The organism is Microlunatus ginsengisoli, from assembly GCF_039537205.1.
In the GTDB taxonomy this organism is placed as follows: Bacteria; Actinomycetota; Actinomycetes; order Propionibacteriales; family Propionibacteriaceae; genus Microlunatus; species Microlunatus ginsengisoli.
Map to the genome: position 1 here is coordinate 29,537 of NZ_BAABAB010000033.1, position 23,049 is coordinate 52,585.

The following is a 23,049-nucleotide window of genomic DNA, read 5'->3' on the forward strand; positions in this document are numbered from 1 at the left end:
CGATGTGTCGTCACCTCGCCTGGATCGGCGCGCCCCGCAGCGTCGCCTCGATCGTGCTGGACCCTCCGTTCGGCCTGCTGCGGCAGTCGTACGCGCCCCGCCGGCAGCGCCGCGGGCTGATGAACGCCGACGGTTGGGGAGTCGGCTTCTACCGCCCGGGGGTGGCCGAGCCCGCCCGGTGGCGGTCGGCACGGCCGCTGTGGGGCGACGCGTCGTTCGCCTCCGTCGCCCCGGCGCTGGTCTCGGGCTGCATCCTCGCCGCGGTCCGCTCGGCGACCGTCGGGATGCCGATCGAGGAGAGCGCAGCGGCCCCGTTCGTCTCGGGTCGGTGGTTGCTGTCGCACAACGGCCGGGTCGACCGCGACGTGCTCAAGGCCGACCGGATCGCGGAGTCGGCCTGCGACTCGGCCTGGCTGGCCGCCGAGGTGTTCGCCGCCGGTCCCGAGTCGCTCGGCGAGATCGTGCTCGACATCGCCGGGCGGGACCCGGACGCCGTGCTGAACCTGCTGGTGACCGACGGCCGGCGGGTGCTGGCGACGACCTGGGGTGACAGCCTGAGCGTGCGGACCGGGCCCGACGGCGTGCTGGTCGCCAGCGAGCCGACCGACGACGAGCCGGGCTGGCTGGACGTGCCCGACCGCAGCCTGGTCGGCGTCATCGACGGCCGGGTCGAGGTGCGCGGAATGGAGTCGTCGTGCTGACCCGGCTGGCGGAGATCGATCCGGCCCGCACCCTCGCCGAGGACGTACGCAGTGGGTTGGGGGGTGCGGACAAGTCGCTGCCGTCGAAGTACTTCTACGACGCCGTCGGCAGCGAGCTGTTCGACCGGATCACCCGGCTGCCGGAGTACTACCCGACCCGGGCGGAGCGCGCCATCCTCGAGCGGCGGGCCGACGAGATCGCGGCGCGCAGCGCCGCCGTGACGCTGGTCGAGATCGGCAGCGGGACCTCGGAGAAGACCCGGCTGCTGCTGGCGGCCCTCCGCCGCGCCGGCAGCTTGCGGCGCTTCGTCGCCTTCGACGTGGACCCGACGGTGCTGGATCAGGCGACCGCGGCGATCGCGGCCGAGTTCGCCCCGATCCAGGTCGACGGCCTGGTCGGCGACTTCGAGCGGCATCTCGACCGGCTGCCGGCCTATCCGCGGCGGATGGTCGCGTTCCTCGGCTCGACCATCGGCAATCTCGATCGGGCCGGCCGCGCCCGGTTCTTCGGCGCGATCCGGGACTCGATGGCCGACGACGACACGTTCCTGCTCGGCGCCGACCTGATCAAGTCGGTCGACCGGCTGCACGCCGCGTACGACGACGCGGCGGGGGTGACCGCGGCCTTCAACCGGAACGTGCTGTCGGTGCTGAACCGCGAGCTGGGCGCGACCTTCGACCCGGCTGCCTTCGACCACGTGGCCCGGTGGAACGCCGAGCAGTCGTGGATCGAGATGCGGTTGCGTTCGCGCCGGCGGCAGTGCGTGCACATCGCTGCGCTCGACATGGACGTGCCGTTCGAGCCGGGGGAGGAGATCCGCACCGAGATCTCGGCCAAGTTCACCCGCTCGGGGCTGGGGGCGGAGCTGGCCGCCGCCGGCCTGCGGATCGAGTCCTGGTGGACCGACGACGACGGAGACTTCGCGCTGACGCTGGCGGTGCCGGACACCCGGCCGGCCGACCGCTCGCAGGCGGTAGCGTCGGCGCCATGACCGATGCCGGGCCCGCGCGCGAGATCCTGCTCGACTTCTTCGACCGGATCCGCGAACTGGTCGTCGGACTCACCGACGACCTGAGCGAGGAGGAGTCACGGTATCGGCCGGACCCGCAGGCGAACTCGATCGGCTGGCTGTTGTGGCACGCCACCAGGGTGCAGGACGACCACGTCGCCGACCTCGCCCGGACGGACCAGTGCTGGCCGACCTGGCGGGAACGCTTCGAGCTGCCGTTCGACGACTGGGCGACGGGATATGGACAAGATGCGGACGACGTGGGCCGGGTCCGGGTGCCGGCCGAGTTGCTGGCCGGATATCACGCGGACGTGGACCAGCTGACCCGGCTTTACCTGTCCTCGCTGACCACCGACGAGCTCGAGAGGGTTGTCGACACGCGCTGGGATCCGCCGGTGACCGCCGCGGCCCGACTGGTCAGCGTGGTCGGCGACCTCCAGCAGCATCTGGGCCAGGCCGCGTACGTGCGTGGCCTGGTGCAGCGACGTGACCAGGCCTGGCACGCGCCCGGTGTCGCGGACCACTGAGGAGAGCCGAATGACCGAGTCCGACGGGCACCGGTTCTACGGTGATCTGGCCGTCTGGTGGCCGCTGGTGTCGGCGCCCGCCGAATATGCCGAGGAGGCGGCGTTCGCCGCCTCGTTGCTGGACACCGCGGACGGCCCGACCCGCACCGTGCTGGAGCTGGGTAGCGGTGGCGGCAACAACGCATTCCACCTGAAGACCCGCTATGCGATGACGCTGGTGGACATCTCCGAGGCCATGTTGGCGGTGTCTCGCGAGCTGAACCCCGAGTGCGAGCATCTGCAGGGCGACATGCGCGAGCTCCGGCTGGAGCGCACGTTCGACGCGGTCTTCGTGCACGACGCGATCGAGTACATGACCACCGAGGACGATCTCCGCCGGGCCGTCGAGACGGCGTACGTCCACTGCCGGCCCGGCGGCGTCGCCGTGCTCGTGCCCGACTCGGTCGCGGAGAACTTCGAGCCGGAGACCGAGCACGGCGGCAACGACGCTCCCGACGGGCGAGGGGTGCGCTATCTTTCCTGGTCCGTCGACCCCGACCCGAGCGACACCACGACCCGGGTCGACTACGCGTTTCTGCTGCGCGGGGTCGACGGCAGCGTCTCGGTGGCCCACGACACCCACCTGCTCGGCCTGTTCCCGCGCGAGCTCTGGCTCCGGGTGCTGTCCGAGTCCGGCTTCACCGCCGCCCGGGTGGTCGCCGAGGTGACCAGCGAGGACCGGTTGCCGCGGGAGTTCTTCGTCGGGTTCCGCCCGGCCTGACGCAGCGTCACTCAGGCCGAGCGCGGCATCCCGGTGGACCGGGCACGATGGCGCACGACCCCCCACGGCAGGCTGGACGGCGCGGCCTGCTCGACCACGCTCCAGTGCAGGTCGATGCAGCGGATCGCGAGCCGTTCGCTCGCCTCACCGTCTCCGGCGATCCGCCCGGACCACGTGATCTCGGCCGGTCGGCCGCACTTCGGGCAGCGGGTATCCATGGTCGCGTTCTCCCCCCAGGTTGCGCGATTGTCTGGACATGAGAGCACAGACTACGTCGCCAGATACCTGAATCCCGATCGATCCGGAGTTAATTCTTGACGACGAACATCTCGCCGAGGCGGGGGTTTGACCGGTCCGGGCGGAGAGCCGCCCGCCGGACGCAACTCGGATCCCCTGCTCCGGTTCGGATCCCGTACGCGGGATCCGAACCATCGCAGGGGATCCGAGGATGGGGTTGCGGGGTCAGAGCCCGAGGCCGCGGCGCCCGATCTCGTTCAGGTCGGAGGGCTGGAACCGGTTCGCCCAGTCGGCCTCGTAGTGCTCCTCGGGGAAGTCGTACGGGCTGTTGCCCGACAGAAACGCCTCCCGGACCAGGGCCGCGTACGCGTCGTTCTTGGTGCACTTCGGCGCGGCCGGGATGTAGATGACGTTGCCCCAACCCTTCTGGTCGGTCACCGGCGCCACCGAGTGGATCATGTCGCAGTGCCACCAGACCGAGTCGCCCGGCTGCACGCTCGGGATCGAGGAGACGGCACGCATCAAGATCGCGTGGTACTTGTCGTTGGCCGGGAAGGTCCGGTTGGGCTGCACACCGCACATCTCGTCGTCGGGCACGTCGGACAGCAGCGGCCGCAGCATCAGGTACGCCATCGCCTTGGGGATCGGCACGGTGTGCAGCACGCCCTGGTCGTTGTCCATCTCGCTCAGTGCGGTCCAGCCCTGGAAGGTGCGGAACGCCGAGCACATGGTCGAGCCCGGGTACTGCGCGGCCTCGGTCCGGTAGGCCGCGTCCCACGGGTCGTACGCGGCGAAGTCGCCGGCGAACAGGTGCCGGAAGTGCTGCTGGTAGCCCTCCGTCATCCACAGGTCGAGCGTGCCGGGATCGAGGTGGGTGCCGAGGCCGCCGGAGTTCGCGCCCGGGGGACGGCGACGGATCCGGTCGGGGTAAAGGCTGTCGGCGTCGGGGTCGAACCACTGCCGGCCCTCCGATTCGGCGGTCCACTGCGCGTTGAGGAACGCCTGGACGCTCGCCATCCGGGGGTGCTGGCGAGCCTCCATCTGGGCATGCGACCAATAGATCGGATAGATCTCCGGCTTGCTCATCTCCGCGCTCAGGGTGCCGAAGAAGTCGTCGGCCGGGCCGGCGTAGTTCTCGAAGAAGTGGTTGGACTCCACGTAGTCCACGACGTCGCGGTCCCAGCCCTCGGCCTGCGCCCGGTCGAAGTGGCCGCGAACGACCGCGCAGCCGCGCCGCTTGACCAGCGCCAGCGTCTCGGCCGAGACGGTGCCGGCCTCGATGTCGGCGTAGTCGATCACCGGCCAGACCTCCTCACCCCGCGCCTTGGCCGCCTCGATGTCGGCGATCTCGGCCTCGAGGTAGCTTTCGATCTCCGCGAGCACGTCCTCGACCGTCCGGCCGGACTGCTCGATCCGGGCCCGGATGGCGGCCTTGATCTCGGCGATGGCCGCCGGGATGTCGTCGGGGATGGTCTCCCAGTGCGGCAACCCGGTGAGGGCGCTGATCTCGGTGGTGGGGGTGGCGGTGCTGGTCATTCAGTGCCTCCGACAGGTATTGGTAAGGACTCCTAATCCGTCCGTGAACAGAACTCTAGACCGCCCGCGCGCTATATGCAAGGGCTCCTAACGAAATACCCGCCTCACCAACCCCCCAGGCGCGGAAACTGTGCCGTTGTTGCAGCGACACGCCGAGCAGGATTGCGAGATCTGCACAGTTTCCGGGGAACGGGACCCGGCTGCGGGACGGCTTGGGTGGGGGCTGGGCTGATGCGACGGGAGACTGCGGCTAGCGGGCGGACCGCCAGCGATACTCGACCTCCGGCCGTCCGGTACGTCCGTAGCGGGTGTCGCGGTCCAGCAGGCCGCTGTCGGCCAGGTGTTCCAGGTAGCGGCGGGCGGTCACCCGGGACGCGCCGATCTCCTCGGCCAGCTCGGACGCCGAGATCGCCGCGTCGGCGTCGCGGAGCGTCGTGCTGACCCGGGTCAGCGTGGTCATGGTCAGCCCCTTCGGCAGATCACTGGAACTGAGCGCGGGCCGGAGGGTGGCCAGCATGGCGTCGACGTCGGACTGGCCGACGGTGCTGCTGGCGGCCAGCTGCTCGCGATAGCTGACGTACTGCTCGAGCTTGGTCCGGAAGCCGGCGAAGGTGAACGGCTTGATCAGGTACGACACGACGCCCTGCGCCACGGCCTGCCGGACCACCTCGACGTCGCGCGCGGAGGTCACGGCGATCACGTCGGCGGAGTGTCCGGCCGCCCGGATCCGGCGCAGCAGGGCGAGCCCGTGCCCGTCCTTGAGGTGCATGTCCAGCAGGATCAGATCGACATCCGCGTCGCCGGCCAGAAGCTTGAGCGCCTCCTGCCCGCCGCCGGCCACCCCGACCACCTCGAAGTCCAGCCGGCGCAGATAGGCCGCGTTCGCCTCGGCCGCGACGGGCTCGTCCTCCACCACGAGTGCGCGGTAGCTCATCGCGCCGGCTCCGGCCTGTCGATCCGCCCCGCGGGATCGGGCGAGACCTGGTGCTGTCCGCCGATCTCGATCCGGAACCTGGCGCCGCCGAGCGGTCCACGGTCGACGGTCACGGTGCCGCTGCGCGACCTGACGGCCTGCACCACCAGGGCCAGGCCGATGCCGCGGCCCAGTCCGCCGGCCGTGTGCTTGGTGGACCAGCCGCGCCGAAACGCCTGCTGCGCCTCCTCGGGAGTGAGCCCCGGACCGCTGTCGTCGACCGTCAGCCGGAAGTGGTCGCGGTCGGAACTGACCATGATCGAGATCCGGTGCGGCGGCTCGGTCTGGGCGACCGCGTCCATCGCGTTGTCCACCAGGTTGCCCACCATGGTGACGACGGCCTGCGGGTCGACCGAGAGGTCGGTGACGCGCGACTCGGGGTCGATCGCGAACTCGATCCCGCGCTCCTGCGCCTGCGCCGACTTGCCCAGCAACACCGCCGACAGCACGGGGTCCTCGACCGCGAGAACGACCCGGTCGGTCAGCAGCTGCGCCGTCGCCAGCTCGCGGGTGGCGAACTCGACGGCGTCGTCGGGACGGCCCATCTCGATCAGCGACACCACGGTATGCAGCCGGTTGGCCGCCTCGTGGTTCTGCGATCGGAGTGTGTCCGACAGGCTCTTGGCCGAGTCCAGCTCGCCGGCGATGGCCTGCAGGTCGGTGTGGTCGCGCAGCGTGATCACCGAGCCCACGACCCGGCCCTGCCATGTCGCCGGGCTCTTGTTGACCACCAGCATGCGGTCACCGACCAGATGGATCTCGTCGGTGACCGCTCCGTCGCTCAGCAGGCTCTCGACCAGCGGTTCCGGCAGTGCCAGCTCGTCGACGACGCGGCCGACCACCTGGTCGCCGAGCGCGAGCAGCTCGCGCGCCTCGTCGTTGACCAGCTGGACCCGCCCGCCGCGGTCCAGCAGCACCAATCCTTCGCGGACGGCGTGCAGCACGGCGTCGTAGTACTCGAACATCCGCGTGATCTCCCGCTCGCCCAGCCCGTGGGTCTGCCGGTTCAGCCGCCGGCTGATCGCCCAGACGCCGATGGCTCCCACCGCCAGCACCAGCACGGCGGCGATCCCGATGGCCGGCAGGTTGGGGAGCAGTGAGCGTTGGATGCTGGTGGTGGTGATCCCGACCGCCACCAGCGCGACGATGTCCGACCCGTGCCGGACCGGTACGACCGCACGCACCGACGGACCGAGGGTCCCGGTGAACTGCTCGACGTGGTTCTGCCCTCGCTGCGCCTCCGCGATCGAGCCGAGGTAGTGCCCACCGATCTGGCTCGGATCGGGATGGGTGTAGCGGATGCCGTCGGGACTCATGATCACCACGAAGTCCGTGCCGGTGTCGGACCGGATGCGCTCGGCCCACGGCTGGAGCTGTGCGCTCGGGTCGCCGCCGTTCAGCGCGGCGGCGAGCTGCGGTGAGTCCGCGGTCGTGGTGGCGACCGCCAGCACCCGGTCCTCCGCCTGCCGGCGTTGGTCGGCGCGGGCGTCCAGATAGGCCAGGGTGAGCGCGGCCACCACCACCACGATCATCACCAGCAGCTGGAGGGCCAGGATCTGGCGGGCGACGCTGCCCGCCCGGCGCGATCTCGGCCAGACCATCTCCGCATTGTCACACCTGCCGTGAACTCAATGAACGAAAGGCGGTCGAGGTCGGCCGGTGCGGTGAGGATTTGGTCATCCCCGCTCGGGGATCCAAGTCGCTCAACGAAGATGCGAGGTGACCACGATGGCCACGACCGACGTACGGTCCGCCGGCGGAGTGCCGGCGAAGAAGAAGGACCGGACCCACTATCTCTATATCGCCGTGATCGTGGCCGTGGGTCTCGGCATCGCCGTCGGGCTGATCTTTCCCGACTTCGCCAAGCAGCTGAAGCCGCTCGGCACCGGCTTCGTCAGCCTGATCCGGATGATGATCGCCCCGGTCATCTTCTGCACGATCGTGCTGGGCATCGGCTCGGTTCGCAAGGCCTCCCAGGTCGGCAAGGTCGGCGGCATCTCGCTGCTCTACTTCATGGTGATGTCGACGCTCGCGCTGACCATCGGCCTGGTGGTCGGCAACATCGTGCACCCGGGCGAGGGCCTGCACATCACCCCCGAGGTGGCGCAGAAGGCCGCGGACGCCGCCACGGCCGAGAAGCTGACGACCGCGGAGTTCCTGCTGCACATCATCCCGACCACGCTGTTCTCGGCGCTGACCACCGAGGTCGTGCTGCAGACCCTGCTGGTCGCGCTGCTGGTCGGCTTCGCCCTGCAGGCCATGGGCAAGAGCGGCGAGCCTATCCTTCGCGGGGTCGGCCATCTGCAGAAGCTGGTCTTCCGGATCCTGGCCATGATCATGTGGGTCGCCCCGATCGGCGCCTTCGGTGCCATCGCCGCGGTGGTCGGTGCCACCGGCGTGGCCGCACTGAAGAGCCTGGCGATCTTGATGCTCGGCTTCTATGCCGCTTGCGCCTTGTTCGTGTTCGTCGTCCTCGGCACGCTGCTCAAGCTGGTCGCGGGGATCAACATCTTCAAGCTGTTCAAGTACCTGGCCCGCGAGTTCCTGCTGATCGTGGCGACGTCGTCCTCGGAGTCGGCGCTGCCCCGGCTGATCGCCAAGATGGAACACCTGGGCGTGTCCCGTTCCACCGTCGGCGTGGTGGTGCCGACCGGCTACTCGTTCAACCTGGACGGGACCGCGATCTATCTGACGATGGCCTCGCTGTTCATCGCCACGGCCGCCGGCGACCCGCTCAGCATCAGCGAGCAGATCTCCCTGCTGGTGTTCATGATGATCGCCTCGAAGGGCGCCGCCGGAGTCACCGGCGCCGGCCTGGCCACGCTCGCCGGCGGCCTCGCCTCGCACCGGCCGGAGCTGGTCGACGGCGTCGGCCTGATCGTCGGCATCGACCGGTTCATGTCGGAGGCCCGGGCGGTGACCAACTTCGCCGGCAACGCCGTGGCCACGGTGGTGATCGGCACCTGGACCAAGTCCGTCGACACCGACCAGATGAAGGGCGTGCTCGCCGGCCGGGATCCGTTCGACGAGACCACCATGGTCGACGACGAGCACGGTCACGAGGTCGACCCCGAGCCGGAGCGGGAGCTGGTGACCGCCGGCGCCCGCTGATCGGCTCCGCACCCGGGACCGCCGCCTCACACCCCGGACTGCCGCCTCACACCGCTTACCCGGGGTGTGCAGCGGCAGCGAGGGGTGTGAGGCGGCTGGCTGCGCGGGAGCCGGTGACGCCGGGAAGACGACGGAAGGGGCGGTAGCGATCCGATCGCTACCGCCCCTTCGTCGTGTGTTCGACCTGCTACGGCTTGACGGTCGCCTGCTTGTACGCCTTGCCGTGGACGATCTTGACGATCGTGCCCGGCGCCGGCGGATCCTCGTTGCCGAGCGTCGCGGCCCACAGCTCGCCGCTCTTGCTCGTCTCCACCGCCACCACGCCCGGCAGGGTCAGGTAGGTGCTCTTCTTGCCGTGCTTGACCACCGCGATGTCGCCGCCGAAGAACTCGGAGACATAGAACTCACCGTGCTTGCCGATCGCCAGGTTGGTCGCACCCAGGAAGCCGCTGGCGATCACCCAGGCGTTGCCGGAGTACGGGTTCACCTTCCACAGCTTGCCCCGCGCGCCGAGCACCGGGGTCTCCGGGCCGCCGGGCAGCGTGGTCACGTACAGGTAGCCGTCCTTGCCCACCTCGACGTCGGTCGGGACCGGCTCGAAGTTGTAGGTCACGCCAGCCACGCAGTCGGGGAAGCCGAGCGCCTTGGCCATGTCTGCGGTGATCTTGGTGGGCTGCGGCGGCAGCACCGCCAGGGTACGGATGTTGCCCTTGTTGTCGATCTTCCACAAGGTGTTGGCGCCCGCGTCGGCGACGATCCACTTGCTACCGAACGAGGTCACCGAGTACGCGTGGGAGTCGATCTGACCGGTGTAGTCGTACGGGAACCCGGCGGCGGTGAAGGCGTCGATCACGCACTGGCTCGGATTGTTGATGCCGTAGTGGTTGATCTTGTCCGGATTCTTGGCCGTCTCGTACGCGAGGGTGTCGACGTGGACGCGCTTGCCCTTCGGTCCCCAGATGTTCAGACCGCTGGCGGTGTTCTCGAACGTGTCCTCGTTGGTCACCGTGCTGGTGAAGGCCAGGTACCGGCCGTCCTTCGAGGTCGCGACCCCGGAGGCCCCGGGCTGGTCGGCGGCGATGGTCTTGATCGAGCCATCCCGCTTCAGCTTGCCGACCAGGTTGAGACCACCGTCGGCGACGTACACGTTGCCGTGGTTCAACGCGAGGTTGAACGGCGCCGCGAGCTGGTTGGACTTGACCACCGGGGTCGGCGCCGGCTTCGGATGCGCCGACGCGACGGTGGGTGCGATCAGCAGCAGGCCGGTGGCGGCGGCTGCGGCCGTGGCGATGATTTTGGATGTGCGCATAGCTCTCCCCGTGAATGACCCGGCCATGCGAGCCGGATCGAACTGTGATGGAAATCGGCCGCGATCGGTCCTCCCTTACCGATGGCAGCCGAACAAACGTGAGCTGGGTCACGTGAACCCTGGCTCATCATCACCCGGCGTTCACAGGAGAGTCAACGCTTTCCCACAGCCTTCTCGGGTCAATTGTTTACGTCGTACGTGATGCCGCGCCGACGCCCACGGCCGGCGATCCATACGATCTGTGCATGGCGGTGACGGACGAGGCGATCGGCAAGATCCGGGACCTGATCCGCTCGGGCGGCCTCAGGCCGGGCGACCGGTTGCCGCCGGAGAAAGAGCTCAGCAGCTCGTTGGGCCTGTCCCGCAACTCGCTCCGCGAGGCCGTCAAGGCGCTGGAGATGATCAACGTGCTGGACGTTCGGCGGGGCGACGGGACGTATGTGACCAGCCTGCAGCCACGGACCGCGATGGACGCGATGTCCTTCGTGCTGGAGCTACGCGCGGACGAGACCATCCTCGACCTGCTGGAGGTGCGCCGGATCCTGGAGGCCGCCGCGGGCGCCAAGGCGGCGGCCCGGATCACGCCGCCGGACCTGGTCGAGCTACGCAGGTTGCTCGACGAGGTGGGACCGGAGTCGGAGGTCGAGGAGCTCGTGGCGAACGACGTCGCGTTCCACCGGCGGATCGCCGATATCGGTGGCAACGAGTTCCTCGGTGACCTGCTGGACGTGGTCGCCGGGCGGACCAGCCGGGTGCGGGTCTGGCGTGGCATCACGCAGTCCGGGGCGATCGAGCGCACGCTCGGCGAGCATGCGCTGATCGTCGCGGCGCTCGAGCTGGCCGACCCGGCGCTGGTCTCGGCCCGGCTGATCTCTCACGTGTCGGGGGTCGAGGACTGGGTGCGTGGCGCCCTCGCCGACGACCGGGGCGCGACGCCGCGCTGAGGTCCGGCGGGCTCAGCCCGCGGCGTCCAGACCGTAGACGGCGCGCGCCGTGCCGGCCGTGACCGCGGCGAGCTCATCCCGCGTCAGCCGGCTGAGAAGGGCCGTCAGCCGCCGGATCGTCGCGGCATAGCCGAGGGTGCCCCGCGTCATCGGCCAGTCGCTGCCGATCATGGTGCGGCGCGGACCGGCGAGGTCGAGAGCCAGGTCGACCACCCGGTCCAGCTCGGCGTCGGTGGCCGGGGACGTGGATCCGCTGCCACCGAACAGTCCGGACAGCTTGACCACGACGTTCGGATTCCTCACCAGGCGAGCGAAGTCGGCCTCCCAGCCGGTCCAGGCCCGGCGGTCGCCGAACGGCGGCTTGCCGCAGTGGTCCAGCACGAAGGTGGTCTGCGGCGCCCCGCGGACGGCGGTCGTCAGGGCCGGCCACAGCCGCGGAAACGCGTCCGGTACGTCCACCGCGAGTCCTGCCTCGGCCAGCAGCCGGAGTGCGGTCAGGACGTCCGGGTCGGCGAGCGCGTCGGGCCGCGGATGGTCGTGCCACAGCTGGCGGACGCCGACCAGGGCCGTGTCCGCGTACGCGATCAGCAGGTCCCGCAGCTGCCCGGGGTCGGACAGCGGCAGGTAGCCGACCACCCCCGCGACTCGCCGGTCCTCCCGCGCGATCGACAGCAGCCAGTCCGTCTCGGCGAGGACGTCGGCGGCCTGCACCAGAACCACCGCGTCGATCCCGCTGGCCGCCCACTCGTCGTCCAGGTCGGCGAGCACGGCGTCCGCGTGTAGCGGCCCGAGTTCGGGCGTGTTCCAGCCGTGCCAGCCGCGGGCCAGCTGCCACTGGTGCAGATGGCTGTCGATCATGCCAGGTCGAGGGTCGCGCCACCACGCGCGGCCCGGGCCAGCTCGGGCCAGAGTGCGGGATCGATCGCCGCGCTCATCCCCTCCAGCGACCGGCGGAACTGGGCGGGAGTGGAGGCGCCTACGGTGACGTTGACGACGGCCGGCAGCCGCAGGGAGTACTGCAGCGCGGCGTCGGCGACCCGGACCCCGAACCGGTCGCACACCCGGTGAACCCGCGTCAGCTCCGCCAGCCGGTCCGGCGTGATCGGGGCGTACTCGAAGTTCAGTTGGGGGCCCGGCTCGGCGGCCGCGAGCGCGCCGGAGTTGAACACTCCGACGTTGACGATGCCGACTCCGTGATCTTCGCAGAGCGCCGTCAGCTCGGCGCCGGAGTCGTCGAGTAGGGTGAGCCGGCCGGCGACCATGATCAGGTCGCAGAGCCCGGTGCGGACGGCCGCGGCGAGCGCGCGAACCGACTTCGAGCCGATGCCGATCGCCCGAACCAGCCCGGCCTCCTTCGCCTCGGCCAGCGCCGGCATCCCGGTCGCGATCCCGCCGGCGAGGTCGTACTCGTCGGGATCGTGCAGATAGGCGATGTCGATCCGGTCCGTGCCGAGCCGAGCCATGCTCTCGCGCAGAGACCGGTGTACTCCGGCCGGGCTCGGGTCCCAGACCCGGCGGTACGCGGCGGGCACGACGAAGCCCTGGTCGTCGAGCGAGCCCGCGTTCGCCGGCGTCGGCTCGAGCAGCCGGCCGACCTTGGTCGAGAGCAGGTAGCCCTCGCGCGGGTAGCGCGCCAGCGCCGCGCCGAGGCGGCGCTCCGACAGGCCGAGCCCGTAGTGCGGAGCGGTGTCGAAGTAGCGGACACCACCCGACCACGCGCTGTCCACGACGGCCGTCGCTTCCGCGTCGGTGAGCTCGTGGAACAGATTGCCCAGGCTGGCCGCCCCGTAGCCGAGGCGGCCGAGGTCCTGCGGGATCCGCAGCATCACGTCAGGAACAGCTCGACGACCGGCACCGCCACCGCGGGCTGCCGGATCGGCAGCTTCAGGGTGAGGGTGCCGGCCGGCAGGCCGCCCATGCTCACGTTGTGGGCCGGCGCGTCCGGGTCGATCGTGCTCATCGCGATCTCCGACGCGTCGTTCAGCAGCTGCGCGTACGCGACCCTGCCGGCGAGCCCGGGCAGGTGCACGTACTCGAACGGCCAGGCGAACAGGTGGAGGTAGAGCCGGTTGCCGCGCTGGGTGTAGCGCGCGTCGACCGGCGCGACGAAGTCGCTGGGACCCGCGCCGATCACCGAGCGGGCGTGCAGGTCCATCCACTCGCCGAGCTCGGCCAGGATCTGCGCGGAGACCGGGTCGAAGTTGCCGCGCCCGGTCGGGCCGATGTTGAACAGCAGGTTGCCGCCCTTGCTCACGCCGTCGACGAGCATCCGGACCAGCATCTCGGGGGTCTTGAACAGCGTGTTGTCCCGGAAGTAGCCCCAGCTGCCGTTGATCGTCTGGCAGGCCTCCCAGGCGACCAGCTCGCCGTCCGGACGCCCGGCCTGCCGCATCGGCTCCGCCGGCTGGTACTGCTCCGGGGTGACCAGGTCGCCGGGGATGCCGAGCCGGTCGTTGACGACGATGCCGGGCTGCAACTCGCGAGTCATCGCGAGCAGCTCCTCGCCGGCCCAGTCGGCAGTGGTCTTGTTGCCCCAGATCGCCGGCTGCAGGTGCGCCGGGTAGGAGAAGTCGTAGAACAGGTAGCAGATCTCGCCGTAGCCGGTGAGCAGCTCGCGCACCTGACGGTGCAGGTACTCCCGATAACGCGCCATGTCACGGCCGGCGTTCAGCTCCGCCACGTCGGGCCGATCGCGCAGCGGGTGGTGGCCGTCGATGGTGAAGTCGGGATGGTGCCAGTCCAGCAGCGAGTGATAGAAGCCGATCTTGATTCCCTCGGCCCGGAAGGCGGCCACGAACTCGGCGACCAGGTCCCGGCCGAACGGGGTGTTGGTGATCTTGTAGTCGGTGAACTCGGTGTCCCACAGGCAGAAGCCCTCGTGGTGCTTGGTGGTGAGCACGGCGTACCGCATCCCGGCCCGCTTGCACCGCCGCGCCCAGTCGGCGGCGTCGAACAGGTCGGGATCGAAGTGCTCGAAGTACCTGAGGTAGTCCTCCGGAGCGATCCGCTCGAAGTTCTGCACCCACTCGTGCCGGCCCGCGAGTGCATACAACCCGAAGTGGATGAACATGCCGAGCCGGTCGTGGGTGAAGGACGCGAGGTCGGCGCCGGACGCGGTGCTGCTCATGACCGATCGTGCGCTGTGTGGTGACGGTACGCGGCCAGTGACGCAGCCAGCATCTCGGTGCCGGCACCGGGGGCGAGCGGCGCGACGTAGTGACCGTCGACGATCCGGACCGGATTGACGAAGTGCTCGTGCAGGTGGTCGACGTACTCGATGTAGCGGTCGTCCGTGGTGCCGCTGATCGCCACGAAGTCGATCATCGACAGGTGCTGGACCGCCTCACACAGGCCGACGCCGCCGGCGTGTGGACAGACCCGGACGCCGAACTTGGCCGCCAGCAGGAGGTTGGCGAGATTCTCGTTGACCCCGGCGACCCGGGCCGCGTCGATCTGCATCACGTCGATCGCCTCGAGCTGCAGCAACTGCTTGAACATCACCCGGTTCGCGGTGTGCTCCCCGGTCGCGACCGGCGTCGGTGCGATCGCCCGTCGGATCGTGGCATGCCCGACCAGATCGTCCGGGCTGGTCGGTTCCTCGATCCAGGCCAGGTCGAACTGCTGGAGCCGGCCGACCCAGTCGATCGCCTGATCGACGTCCCAGTGCTGGTTCGCGTCGATCGCGATCTTGACCTCCGGGCCGACCGCCGCCCGGGCGAGTGAGAGTCGCCGGACGTCGTCGTCGACGCTGCCGCCGACCTTCAGCTTGATCTGCGTGAAGCCGTCGGCGACCGCCTCGTGCGCCAGCCGGACCATCTTCTCGTCGGAATAGCCCAGCCAACCCGGGGTGGTGGTGTAGGCGGGGTAGCCCCGGGCGACCAGCTGGTCGGTGCGCTCCGCGCGTCCGGGCGCCGCCTTCTCCAGGATCTCCAGTGCCTCGTCGGGTGTCAGCGCGTCGGTGAGATAGCGGAAGTCGACCAGGCCGACGAGCTCCTCGGGCGACATCGAGGACACCAGTTGCCACAACGGCCGGCCGGCTCGCTTGGCCTTGAGGTCCCAGAGCGCGTTCACGACGGCACCGATCGCCATGTGCACGACGCCCTTCTCCGGGCCGAGCCAGCGCAGGTGCGAGTCGTAGACGAACCGGCGATAGGTTGCCCCCATGTCGGCGAGCAGGTCCTCGACGCTCTCGCCGACCAGATCGTCGGCGATGGTCTGGATGGCCTCGGCGGCGATGTTGTTGCCGCGACCGGTGGTGAACACGAAGCCCGCGCCGAGGTGGCCGTCCTCGGCGTCGGTGACCAGGCTGAGATAGGCGGCGGAGTAGTCCGGGTCCGGGTTCATCGCGTCGGAGCCGTCGAGTTGCTGTGACGTGGGAAAGCGAACGTCCACGGTCTGCGCTGCGGTGATGCTGGCCACGACGTTCCTCTGGTCGGCGACGAGGACCAGACTAAACATCCGACCTCTGTGTCGTCAAGGATTGCGTCCGCGAGGCTCCTGCTTGATTTCCCTTCCGATGATCCGATGTATGGTTGGCCAGGGTGTCCTGGGTGGCTTAGGCTGAACCGACCTGTCCCAGCAGCGTGGAGGAGACCGATGAAGTTCGCCCGGCTGAGAACCGCGCAGGGACCGAGACCCGTGGTGGTCTCCGAAGACGAGGCGTACGACCTCGCCGGCTTTCTCGGCGACATCACGCCGAAGACGGTCGGCCTGCTCGACGAGGCCGCCGCGGCAGCGGCCGGCGGCCGGCTGGATGCCGTGGACCTGGCGGGCGCGGTGTTCGAGGCGCCGATCGACCGGGCCGGTGCGGTGATCGCCATCGGCATGAACTACGCCGCGCACGCTGCGGAGTCCGGCTCGGCGCCGCCGGCCGCGCCGGTGATGTTCCTCAAGACGCCGAACACCGTCGCCGCGCCGGACGACCCGTTCGAGATCCCGCCGGGTGCGGTGAAGGTGGACTGGGAGGTCGAGCTCGCCATGGTGATCAAGCGGCGGGCATACCGGCTGGCGGCGGACGATGACCCGTTGAGCTACGTCGCCGGATTCACCGTCGCCGACGACCTGTCGGAGCGGACGTACCAGCTGGAGGAGTCCGGAGGCCAGTGGAGCAAGGGAAAGTGCCTCCCCGGCTCGACCCCGCTCGGTCCGTGGCTCGTCTCTCCGGACGAGGTCGAACCCTCGGCCTTGCGGCTGCGCAGCTTCGTCGACGACGACCCGCGGCAGGACTCCTCGACCGCGGACATGATCTTCGACTGTGCGACGATCGTCCGCCACCTCAGCCGGTATCTGGCGCTCGAACCGGGGGATGTCGTGCTGACCGGGACGCCGGAGGGGGTGGCGCTGTCCGGCCGGTTCCCGTACCTGAAGCCGGGTGACGTGGTGCGGATCGAGATCGACGGGCTCGGCGGGCAGACCCATCGGATGGTGGGAGCAGGACCGGCATGAGCGGTGAGTTCGACGGCCTGGTCGCGCTGGTCACGGGAGGCGCGTCCGGGATCGGTGCGGCGGTCGTCACCGAACTCGCCGCCGGTGGCGCTGCCGTCGCGGTGCTGGACCTGAACATCGGCGGCGTCGAGCCGCCGCTGCTCGGCGTGCAGTGCGACGTCTCCGACGACGCCTCCTGCGTCGACGCCGTGCGGCGGGTCGTGGAGCACTTCGGCCGGCTGGACATCGTGGTCAACAACGCCGGTGTCGGTGCCCAGGGCACCGTGGCCGACAACTCCGACGCCGAGTGGCACCGGGTCTACGACATCAATGTGGTCGGCATGGTCCGGATCGTCCGGGCAGCGCTGCCGCATTTGCGAGCCTCGTCGGCCGCTGCCGTGGTGAACACCTGCTCGGTCGCGGCCACCGCCGGCCTGCCCCAGCGGGCGCTGTACAGCACGACGAAGGGTGCGGTGCTCGCCTTGACCCGGGCGATGGCGGCCGATCATCTGCGCGAGGGGATCCGGGTGAACTGCGTGAATCCGGGCACGGCCGACACGCCCTGGATCGGTCGGCTGCTGGCCTCCGCGGCCGATCCCGAGGCCGAACGCGCCGCGCTGGAGGCGCGCCAGCCGCACGGCCGGCTGGTCAGCGCGCAGGAGGTGGCCGGCGCCGTCGCCTACCTGGCCAGCCCGCGGTCCGGCTCCACCACCGGTGTCGACCTGGCCGTCGACGGCGGCATGCAAGCTCTCAGGCTGCGCCCTCCCGGTCAGTGACTCACCACCCTCACCGAGCGCTACCTAGCCCCGGCTCGGTGCTGGCACCTCGCCCCGGAAAGTGTGCAGATACCGCAATGTGGATCGTTTCAGATCTGCCATAGCTGGCCACTTTCCGGGGTCGGATGCGGTTCTGGCGGACCGCCAGCAGAATGGTGCGATGGAGGTCGCGCTGCACACGGTGCTCAAGGAGGGGTGCGAGGCGGACTACGACGCCGTGCACCGGGAGATCCCCGAGACGGTCGCGCGGAAATTGCGCGCCGCGGGCGTCCGCGACTGGCGGATCTGGCGCGACGGGCGGCACGTGTTCCACCTGGTCGACGTCGAGGACTACGACGCGATGCGGACTGCATTGCGCGACGACCCGGACAACATCGGCTGGCAGCAAACGGTCGGTCCGCTCTTCGACCGGCCCGACTCGTACGAGGGTGGGGACTCCGGGATCCGGCAGCTGTGGACCCTGACCGACCAGCTCCAAGACGCGCTACGCGAGCGCCCGTGACGAGCCGCGAACCGGGGCGGCCATGATGGAGCCTGTGACCTCCCCAGTGGTGACGGCCAAGCCCGGTGATTGGTACGCCGACGATGCCGCGAATGCCGTCGCGACCCTCCAGACTGACGTATCGAGCGGGCTGAGCGCGGCCGAGGCCGCCAGCCGGTTGCAGCAGTACGGCCGCAACGAGATCGCTGCCGAGCCGCCGCCCTCGACCTGGGCGATCGTGCTGTTGCAGGCGCGCGACCCGATGAACCTGATGCTCGTCGCGGTCGGGATCGTCAGCTTCTTCATCGACCAGGTCCCCGTCGGCGTACTGGTCCTGGCCCTGGTGGTGCTGAACGTGGTGCTGGGCACCCGGCAGGAGCTGCTGGCCCGCGCGAGCGTCGACGCGCTCGCCAAGATGCAGGTGCCACAGGCGAAGGTGACCCGCGACGGGAGCCTCAGCCAGCTTCCGGCCACCGAGCTGGTGCCGGGGGACATCGTGAACGTCGAGGCCGGCGATCTCGTCCCGGCCGACGGCCGGATCATCCGCAGCGCGACGCTGGAGACCCAGGAGGCCGCGCTCACCGGGGAGAGCGCCCCGATCGCAAAGGATCCGGCGACGCTGGCGGGCACCGACGTCGCGCTCGGCGACCGGGTGAACATGCTCTTCCAGAACACGTCGGTCACCCGGGGCACGGCCACCTTCGTGGTCACCGAGACCGGCATGCGGACCCAGATGGGTCAGATCGCCTCGATGCTGTCCGCGGTGCCGCCGACCAAGTCGCCGCTGCAGCGGGAGATGAACCAGCTCACCAAGGTGCTCGGCGCGATCGCCTGGTCGGCGGTGGTGGTGATCGTCGTGCTCGGCATCGTCCGCGGCCAGAGCCTGTCGGAGGTGATGCTGCTCGGGATCTCGATGGCGGTCTCCGCGATCCCGACCGGTCTGCCCACGTTCGTCCAGGCGCTGCTGGCCTACGGCGCGCGCCAGCTGGCCGAGGCGAAGGCCGTGGTGAAGAACCTGAACGACGTCGAGACCCTCGGTGCGATCAGTGCGATCAACTCCGACAAGACCGGCACCCTGACGATGAACCAGATGATGGTGCGCCGGCTGTACGCGCTTGGCACTTGGTTCAAGGTGACCGGCGACGGCTACGGCAAGACCGGCCAGATCCTGCACGCCGCCGGCGGTGAGACGCCGTCGTTCACCCGGCTCGCCTACGGGCTCTGCCTGGACAGCGACGCCACCGTGTCCGACGACGGGGTCGTGGTCGGCGATCCGACCGAGGCGGCACTGGTCGTGCTGGCGGCGAAGGTGGGCGTCGACGCGGAGGTGACGCGCCGGACGTACCCGCGGTTCGCCGAGGTTCCGTTCGACTCGGCGTACAAGTACATGGCGACGTTCCACCATGTCCCGATCGACGGCGAGCAGCAGTTCGTCGAGCTGGTCAAGGGTGGACCTGACGTCATCATCGACCGGTGCTCGCACGTGCTGGTGGCAGGCAACCAGATCGTTCCGCTGGCGCAGGCGAAGGAGGACCTGCTGGCGGCGAACCGGGAGATGTCGGAGCAGGGCCTCCGGGTGCTCGCGTTCGCCGTCCGCCGGCTGGACGGCCAGGAGGACGCCGTCGCGGCGGATCCCCAGTCCTTCGTTACCGACCTCACCTTCGCCGGCATGGTCGGCATCATCGATCCGTTGCGGCCCGAGGCGGTGGACGCGGTCACCACGGCCCATTCGGCCGGGATCGACGTCCGGATGATCACCGGTGACCACGCGATCACCGCCTCGGCCATCGGCGCCGAGCTGGGGCTCGGCCCGGGCGCGATCAGCGGCTCGGAGCTGGTCGCGATGTCGGACGCCGAACTGAAGGCGGCGCTGCCGAACCTGCACGTGTTCGGCCGGGTCACCCCGCAGGACAAGCTCCGGCTGGCCAAGCTGATGCAGGAGAACGGCGAGGTGATCGCGATGACCGGAGACGCGGTCAACGACGCCGCCGCGCTGAAGCAGGCCGACATCGGGGTGGCCATGGGATCGGGCAGCGAGGTGACCAAGCAGGCCGGCAAGATGATCTTGACCGATGACAACTTCGGCACGCTGGTGACGGCGATCCGGTTGGGCCGCAGCATCTACGACAAGATCGTCTGCTATGTCCGCTACCAGATGACCCAGCTGCTGTCGCTGGTGCTGCTGTTCCTCGCCGCAAGCGTCTTCGGCATCAACGACGGGGCCGCGCTGACTCCGATGATGGTGCTGTTCTTGAACTTCTTCATCAGCATCTTCCCGGTGATCGTGATCATGCGCGACCGGCCGGCGCCCGGCATCATGACCCGGCCGCCGCGGGATCCGAAGGTCACCATCTCCAACCGGCACGCGGTGACCGAGTGGATCGCGTACGGCCTGATCCTGTTCGTGGTGACGCTGATCCCGCTCGTGTTCGTGGAGAACGGCGGCGCCACCGGACAGGACAACGTCGGGATGACGATGGCGTTCGTGGTGATGGCGTTCGGCACCATCGGATCCGGGCTGGTGCTGCGTCGCGATCCGGACTCGGGGTTGACCGAGCCGGTGCTCGACGCGGTGAAGACGCTGACCATCCCGGTGCTGATCACGATTGCCGCGGTGGAGTTGCAGTTCATGCAGAGGCTGCTGGAGACCACCTCGCTGTCCGCGAACCAGTGGCTCGCGTGCCTGGGGCTGGCGCTCGTCCTGCCGATCGTGATCGAGCTGAAGAAGCTGGTCGTCCGCCGCCGCACGGCGAAGCCCGCCGGCCCGCTCGACCCGCAGCGGGCGCTCGAGCCGGAACGCGCCCGGGTCTGAGCTCACTCCCACGCGGTGTCGGGTGCCGGTTCGCTGTGGCGCGCCGACAACCTGACGATTCGCGCTGGGAGGCGGTGGACTAGCGTGCCGGGAGGCACCCAGTGGAGACCTCGGGAGGAGTTCGGGTGGACGACATCACACGAGACGACCTGACGCGTGACCCCTTGGTGGTGGGAGTCGAACGATCGGTCGACTCGGAGTCGCCCGCCGAGATCACCGGCGAGATCAGTTTCGACGAGATGCTGTATCCGGCCCGGCCGAAGCGGCTGCGGCCGCGGGCACGGCTGCGCGGGCTGTTCCCGCGGCGTGCCCGGCCCGAGCGGAAGGGGTCGCCGAGCGGCGACAACCCGGAGTACGTCGACTGGCTGCGGGAGAAGTCGATGCTCGCCGACGCGAGCACGATCGCCACCCAGTTCTCCGGTCAGGGCAGCATGTGGCAGAACCCGTTCGCCCATCCCGACCCGCGGGCGGCGATCGAGAAGGCGTCGGTCTGGTTCACCGCGTATCCGATCTCGATGATCACGAAGTCGGGTACGTCCTTCCTCGGCACCCTCGGCGACCCGGACCTGTGGCAGGTGTTCCAGCGGATCGGGGTCGAGGCCATTCACACCGGGCCGGTCAAGGTGTCCGGCGGCCTGTCCGGCTGGGACTCCACCCCCAGCGTGGACGGCCACTTCGACCGGATCAGCACCCACATCGACGAGGCGTTCGGCACCGAGGACGAGTTCCGGACGGTGTGCGAGGTGGCGACGACCCACGGCGGCACGGTGATCGACGACATCGTGCCCGGCCACACCGGCAAGGGCGCCGACTTCCGCCTGGCCGAGATGAAGGTCGGCGACTACCCGGGCATCTACCACATGGTCGAGATCGATCCCAAGGACTGGCATCTGCTGCCCCGGGTCGGCCGCGGCCGTGACTCGGCCAACTGCGACGCCGAGACCGAGGACCGGCTGGAGAAGGCCGGCTACATCATCGGCAAGCTTCAGCGGGTGATCTTCTTCGAGGAGGGTGTGAAGGAGACCAACTGGAGCGCCACCGCGCCGGTGGTGGGGCCGGACGGGGTGGAGCGACGCTGGGTCTATCTGCACTACTTCAAGGAGGGCCAGCCCTCGATCAACTGGCTGGACCCGACCTTCGCGGGCATGCGGCTGGTGATCGGCGACGCGCTGCACTCCCTCGGGGACCTCGGCACCGGTGGCCTGCGGCTGGACGCCAACGGGTTCCTCGGGGTCGAGAAGACCGGCGAGGGTGCGCCGGCTTGGTCGGAGGGCCATCCGCTGTCGGAGGCGGCGAACCAGTTCATCGCGAGCATGGTGCGCAAGGTCGGTGGGTTCACCTTCCAGGAGCTGAACCTCACCATGGACGACATCTTGCAGGGCTCGGCGCGTGGCGCGGACCTGTCGTACGACTTCGTCAACCGGCCCGCCTACCACCACGCACTGGCCACCGGCGATACCGAGTTCCTCCGGCTGACGCTCAACCTGGCCGCCGAGCTGGGCGTTGAGCCGGTGTCGCTGGTGCACGCGCTGCAGAACCACGACGAGATGACCTACGAGCTGGTCCACTTCGCCACGCTGCATGCCGCCGACCGGTTCACCTTCCGCGGGGCGAACATCTCCGGCGGCGAGCTGGCGGTCCGGATCCGGCAGGACCTGCTGGACGCGCTGACCGGGGAGGCGGGGCCGTACAACGCGACCTTCACGCAGAACGGCATCGCCTCGACGACCGCGACGATCATCGCCGCCTCGCTGGGCATCACCGATCTGTCCGACCTCAGCGACGACCAGATCGAGCAGATCAAGAACGCCCACCTGCTGCTGGCGATGTTCAACGCGCTCCAACCGGGCGTGTTCGCGCTGTCCGGCTGGGACCTGGTCGGCATGCTCACCCTCGAGCGCTCGCAGGTGAAGGCGCTGCTCGCCGACGGCGACACCCGCTGGATCCACCGGGCGGCGTACGACCTGATGGACTATCGGCCGAACGCTGCCGAGTCGAGCTCGCAGATGCCGCGCGGCAAGAGCCTGTACGGGTCGCTGCCGTCGCAGCTGGTCGAGGAGGGCTCCTTCGCCCGGCGGCTGCGCGACATCCTGGAGATCCGGAAGCGCTACGGGATCGCCACCGGAACTCAGCTGGACGTGCCGCAGGTGTCGAACCGGGCCATGCTGGTGATGGTGCACCAACTCGCGGAGGCCGAGCAGGTGACCGTGCTGAACTTCTCCGGCAACGAGATCACCGGCACCGTCCGATCCGAGCAGCTCGTTCCCGGCAGCGCGCTCGTCGACATGGTGACCGACGTCGAGCTCGGTGAGGTCGACGACCTGTACAGCTTCCCCATCACCCTCGGCCCGTACGAGGGCAAGTCGCTGCTGGTCATGTGCCCGGGAGATCACCCCTTACATTGAGGCGTGCTCGCGCCCGCGCGGGCCCGGGATGGTGCTGTCTTCC

At 69.6% G+C, this 23,049-nt stretch carries 20 protein-coding genes; 11 read left to right on the top strand and 9 right to left on the bottom strand.

Going from position 1 to position 23,049, the window contains the following annotated elements:
- Positions 1-2: 2 nt before the first annotated feature.
- Genes egtC through ABD747_RS20125 form a run of 4 tightly spaced genes read left to right on the top strand, consistent with a single transcriptional unit; the run spans position 3 to position 2,998 of the window.
- Positions 3-701 carry an ergothioneine biosynthesis protein EgtC gene (gene egtC / locus ABD747_RS20110; protein WP_344807953.1) on the top strand — a complete coding sequence of 233 codons (699 nt, stop codon included), beginning with the start codon at positions 3-5 and terminating at the stop codon, positions 699-701.
- On the top strand, positions 695-1,693 hold the full coding sequence (gene egtD, locus ABD747_RS20115) for an L-histidine N(alpha)-methyltransferase (protein ID WP_344807955.1): 999 nt from the start codon (positions 695-697) through the stop codon (positions 1,691-1,693). The genes egtC and egtD overlap by 7 nt, the downstream gene beginning before the upstream one ends.
- Positions 1,690-2,238, top strand: coding sequence for a mycothiol transferase (locus ABD747_RS20120; RefSeq protein WP_344807957.1), 549 nt, complete (start codon positions 1,690-1,692; stop codon positions 2,236-2,238). The genes egtD and ABD747_RS20120 overlap by 4 nt, the downstream gene beginning before the upstream one ends.
- 10 nt (positions 2,239-2,248) lie before the next feature.
- Positions 2,249-2,998, top strand: a complete 750-nt coding sequence (locus ABD747_RS20125) for a class I SAM-dependent methyltransferase (RefSeq protein ID WP_344807959.1) — start codon at positions 2,249-2,251, stop codon at positions 2,996-2,998.
- An 11-nt stretch (positions 2,999-3,009) separates the two neighbouring features.
- On the opposite strand, the gene ABD747_RS20130 is transcribed toward ABD747_RS20125, so the two are convergent.
- From ABD747_RS20130 to ABD747_RS20145, 4 genes are all read right to left on the bottom strand, one after another.
- Positions 3,010-3,216 (bottom strand): hypothetical protein, encoded by a 207-nt coding sequence (locus ABD747_RS20130; protein ID WP_344807961.1) that lies wholly within the window; start codon positions 3,214-3,216, stop codon positions 3,010-3,012.
- 244 nt (positions 3,217-3,460) lie between these two features.
- Positions 3,461-4,771, bottom strand: coding sequence for a DUF1479 domain-containing protein (locus ABD747_RS20135; protein ID WP_344807963.1), 1,311 nt, complete (start codon positions 4,769-4,771; stop codon positions 3,461-3,463).
- Positions 4,772-5,021: 250 nt separating this feature from the next.
- Positions 5,022-5,705: a response regulator gene (locus tag ABD747_RS20140; RefSeq protein WP_344807965.1), complete on the bottom strand. Its 684-nt coding sequence runs from the start codon at positions 5,703-5,705 to the stop codon at positions 5,022-5,024.
- On the bottom strand, positions 5,702-7,345 hold the full coding sequence (locus ABD747_RS20145; protein ID WP_344807966.1) for a sensor histidine kinase: 1,644 nt from the start codon (positions 7,343-7,345) through the stop codon (positions 5,702-5,704). Before ABD747_RS20145 ends, ABD747_RS20140 begins: the two co-directional genes overlap by 4 nt.
- 127 nt (positions 7,346-7,472) lie before the next feature.
- Between ABD747_RS20145 and ABD747_RS20150 the strand changes: the two genes are divergently transcribed.
- Positions 7,473-8,855, top strand: a complete 1,383-nt coding sequence (locus ABD747_RS20150) for a cation:dicarboxylate symporter family transporter (protein ID WP_344808054.1) — start codon at positions 7,473-7,475, stop codon at positions 8,853-8,855.
- 187 nt (positions 8,856-9,042) lie between these two features.
- On the opposite strand, the gene ABD747_RS20155 is transcribed toward ABD747_RS20150, so the two are convergent.
- The gene (locus tag ABD747_RS20155) at positions 9,043-10,164 is read right to left on the bottom strand and encodes a ScyD/ScyE family protein (RefSeq protein ID WP_344807968.1); all 1,122 of its coding nucleotides are present in this window, start codon (positions 10,162-10,164) and stop codon (positions 9,043-9,045) included.
- 245 nt (positions 10,165-10,409) lie between these two features.
- On the opposite strand from ABD747_RS20155, the gene ABD747_RS20160 reads away from it, so the two are divergent.
- Complete coding sequence (locus ABD747_RS20160) at positions 10,410-11,108, top strand: FadR/GntR family transcriptional regulator (RefSeq protein ID WP_344807970.1); 699 nt, start codon at positions 10,410-10,412, stop codon at positions 11,106-11,108.
- A 12-nt stretch (positions 11,109-11,120) separates the two neighbouring features.
- Here ABD747_RS20160 and ABD747_RS20165 read toward each other — a convergent pair whose 3' ends face one another.
- Genes ABD747_RS20165 through ABD747_RS20180 form a run of 4 tightly spaced genes read right to left on the bottom strand, consistent with a single transcriptional unit; the run spans position 11,121 to position 15,527 of the window.
- The gene (locus ABD747_RS20165) at positions 11,121-11,966 is read right to left on the bottom strand and encodes an amidohydrolase family protein (protein WP_344807972.1); all 846 of its coding nucleotides are present in this window, start codon (positions 11,964-11,966) and stop codon (positions 11,121-11,123) included.
- The gene (locus tag ABD747_RS20170; protein WP_344808056.1) at positions 11,963-12,934 is read right to left on the bottom strand and encodes an aldo/keto reductase; all 972 of its coding nucleotides are present in this window, start codon (positions 12,932-12,934) and stop codon (positions 11,963-11,965) included. The genes ABD747_RS20165 and ABD747_RS20170 overlap by 4 nt, the downstream gene beginning before the upstream one ends.
- Positions 12,934-14,235, bottom strand: coding sequence for an alpha-L-fucosidase (locus ABD747_RS20175; RefSeq protein ID WP_344807974.1), 1,302 nt, complete (start codon positions 14,233-14,235; stop codon positions 12,934-12,936). Before ABD747_RS20175 ends, ABD747_RS20170 begins: the two co-directional genes overlap by 1 nt.
- A complete protein-coding gene (locus ABD747_RS20180) occupies positions 14,232-15,527 on the bottom strand; it encodes an enolase C-terminal domain-like protein (RefSeq protein WP_344807976.1) in 1,296 nt (431 codons plus the stop codon). The genes ABD747_RS20175 and ABD747_RS20180 overlap by 4 nt, the downstream gene beginning before the upstream one ends.
- A gap of 177 nt (positions 15,528-15,704) precedes the next feature.
- Between ABD747_RS20180 and ABD747_RS20185 the strand changes: the two genes are divergently transcribed.
- From ABD747_RS20185 to treS, 5 genes are all read left to right on the top strand, one after another.
- Positions 15,705-16,553 (top strand): fumarylacetoacetate hydrolase family protein, encoded by an 849-nt coding sequence (locus ABD747_RS20185; RefSeq protein ID WP_344807978.1) that lies wholly within the window; start codon positions 15,705-15,707, stop codon positions 16,551-16,553.
- A complete protein-coding gene (locus ABD747_RS20190) occupies positions 16,550-17,308 on the top strand; it encodes an SDR family NAD(P)-dependent oxidoreductase (protein WP_344807980.1) in 759 nt (252 codons plus the stop codon). Before ABD747_RS20185 ends, ABD747_RS20190 begins: the two co-directional genes overlap by 4 nt.
- Before the next feature lie 160 nt (positions 17,309-17,468).
- Positions 17,469-17,810 carry an L-rhamnose mutarotase gene (locus tag ABD747_RS20195; RefSeq protein WP_344807982.1) on the top strand — a complete coding sequence of 114 codons (342 nt, stop codon included), beginning with the start codon at positions 17,469-17,471 and terminating at the stop codon, positions 17,808-17,810.
- 34 nt (positions 17,811-17,844) lie between these two features.
- A complete protein-coding gene (locus tag ABD747_RS20200) occupies positions 17,845-20,601 on the top strand; it encodes a cation-translocating P-type ATPase (RefSeq protein ID WP_344807984.1) in 2,757 nt (918 codons plus the stop codon).
- A 125-nt stretch (positions 20,602-20,726) separates the two neighbouring features.
- The gene (treS, locus tag ABD747_RS20205) at positions 20,727-23,006 is read left to right on the top strand and encodes a maltose alpha-D-glucosyltransferase (protein ID WP_344807986.1); all 2,280 of its coding nucleotides are present in this window, start codon (positions 20,727-20,729) and stop codon (positions 23,004-23,006) included.
- Positions 23,007-23,049: the final 43 nt, after the last annotated feature.

Bases quoted from the DNA above. Each gene is read 5' to 3' on its own strand.
- egtC (WP_344807953.1), top strand. From the start codon at position 3: ATGTGTCGTCACCTCGCCTGGATCGGCGCGCCCCGCAGCGTCGCCTCG.
- ABD747_RS20120 (WP_344807957.1), top strand. From the start codon at position 1,690: ATGACCGATGCCGGGCCCGCGCGCGAGATCCTGCTCGACTTCTTCGAC.
- ABD747_RS20125 (WP_344807959.1), top strand. From the start codon at position 2,249: ATGACCGAGTCCGACGGGCACCGGTTCTACGGTGATCTGGCCGTCTGG.
- ABD747_RS20130 (WP_344807961.1), bottom strand. From the start codon at position 3,216: ATGGATACCCGCTGCCCGAAGTGCGGCCGACCGGCCGAGATCACGTGG.
- ABD747_RS20135 (WP_344807963.1), bottom strand. From the start codon at position 4,771: ATGACCAGCACCGCCACCCCCACCACCGAGATCAGCGCCCTCACCGGG.
- ABD747_RS20140 (WP_344807965.1), bottom strand. From the start codon at position 5,705: ATGAGCTACCGCGCACTCGTGGTGGAGGACGAGCCCGTCGCGGCCGAG.
- ABD747_RS20145 (WP_344807966.1), bottom strand. From the start codon at position 7,345: ATGGTCTGGCCGAGATCGCGCCGGGCGGGCAGCGTCGCCCGCCAGATC.
- ABD747_RS20150 (WP_344808054.1), top strand. From the start codon at position 7,473: ATGGCCACGACCGACGTACGGTCCGCCGGCGGAGTGCCGGCGAAGAAG.
- ABD747_RS20155 (WP_344807968.1), bottom strand. From the start codon at position 10,164: ATGCGCACATCCAAAATCATCGCCACGGCCGCAGCCGCCGCCACCGGC.
- ABD747_RS20160 (WP_344807970.1), top strand. From the start codon at position 10,410: ATGGCGGTGACGGACGAGGCGATCGGCAAGATCCGGGACCTGATCCGC.
- ABD747_RS20165 (WP_344807972.1), bottom strand. From the start codon at position 11,966: ATGATCGACAGCCATCTGCACCAGTGGCAGCTGGCCCGCGGCTGGCAC.
- ABD747_RS20170 (WP_344808056.1), bottom strand. From the start codon at position 12,934: ATGCTGCGGATCCCGCAGGACCTCGGCCGCCTCGGCTACGGGGCGGCC.
- ABD747_RS20175 (WP_344807974.1), bottom strand. From the start codon at position 14,235: ATGAGCAGCACCGCGTCCGGCGCCGACCTCGCGTCCTTCACCCACGAC.
- ABD747_RS20185 (WP_344807978.1), top strand. From the start codon at position 15,705: ATGAAGTTCGCCCGGCTGAGAACCGCGCAGGGACCGAGACCCGTGGTG.
- ABD747_RS20190 (WP_344807980.1), top strand. From the start codon at position 16,550: ATGAGCGGTGAGTTCGACGGCCTGGTCGCGCTGGTCACGGGAGGCGCG.
- ABD747_RS20195 (WP_344807982.1), top strand. From the start codon at position 17,469: ATGGAGGTCGCGCTGCACACGGTGCTCAAGGAGGGGTGCGAGGCGGAC.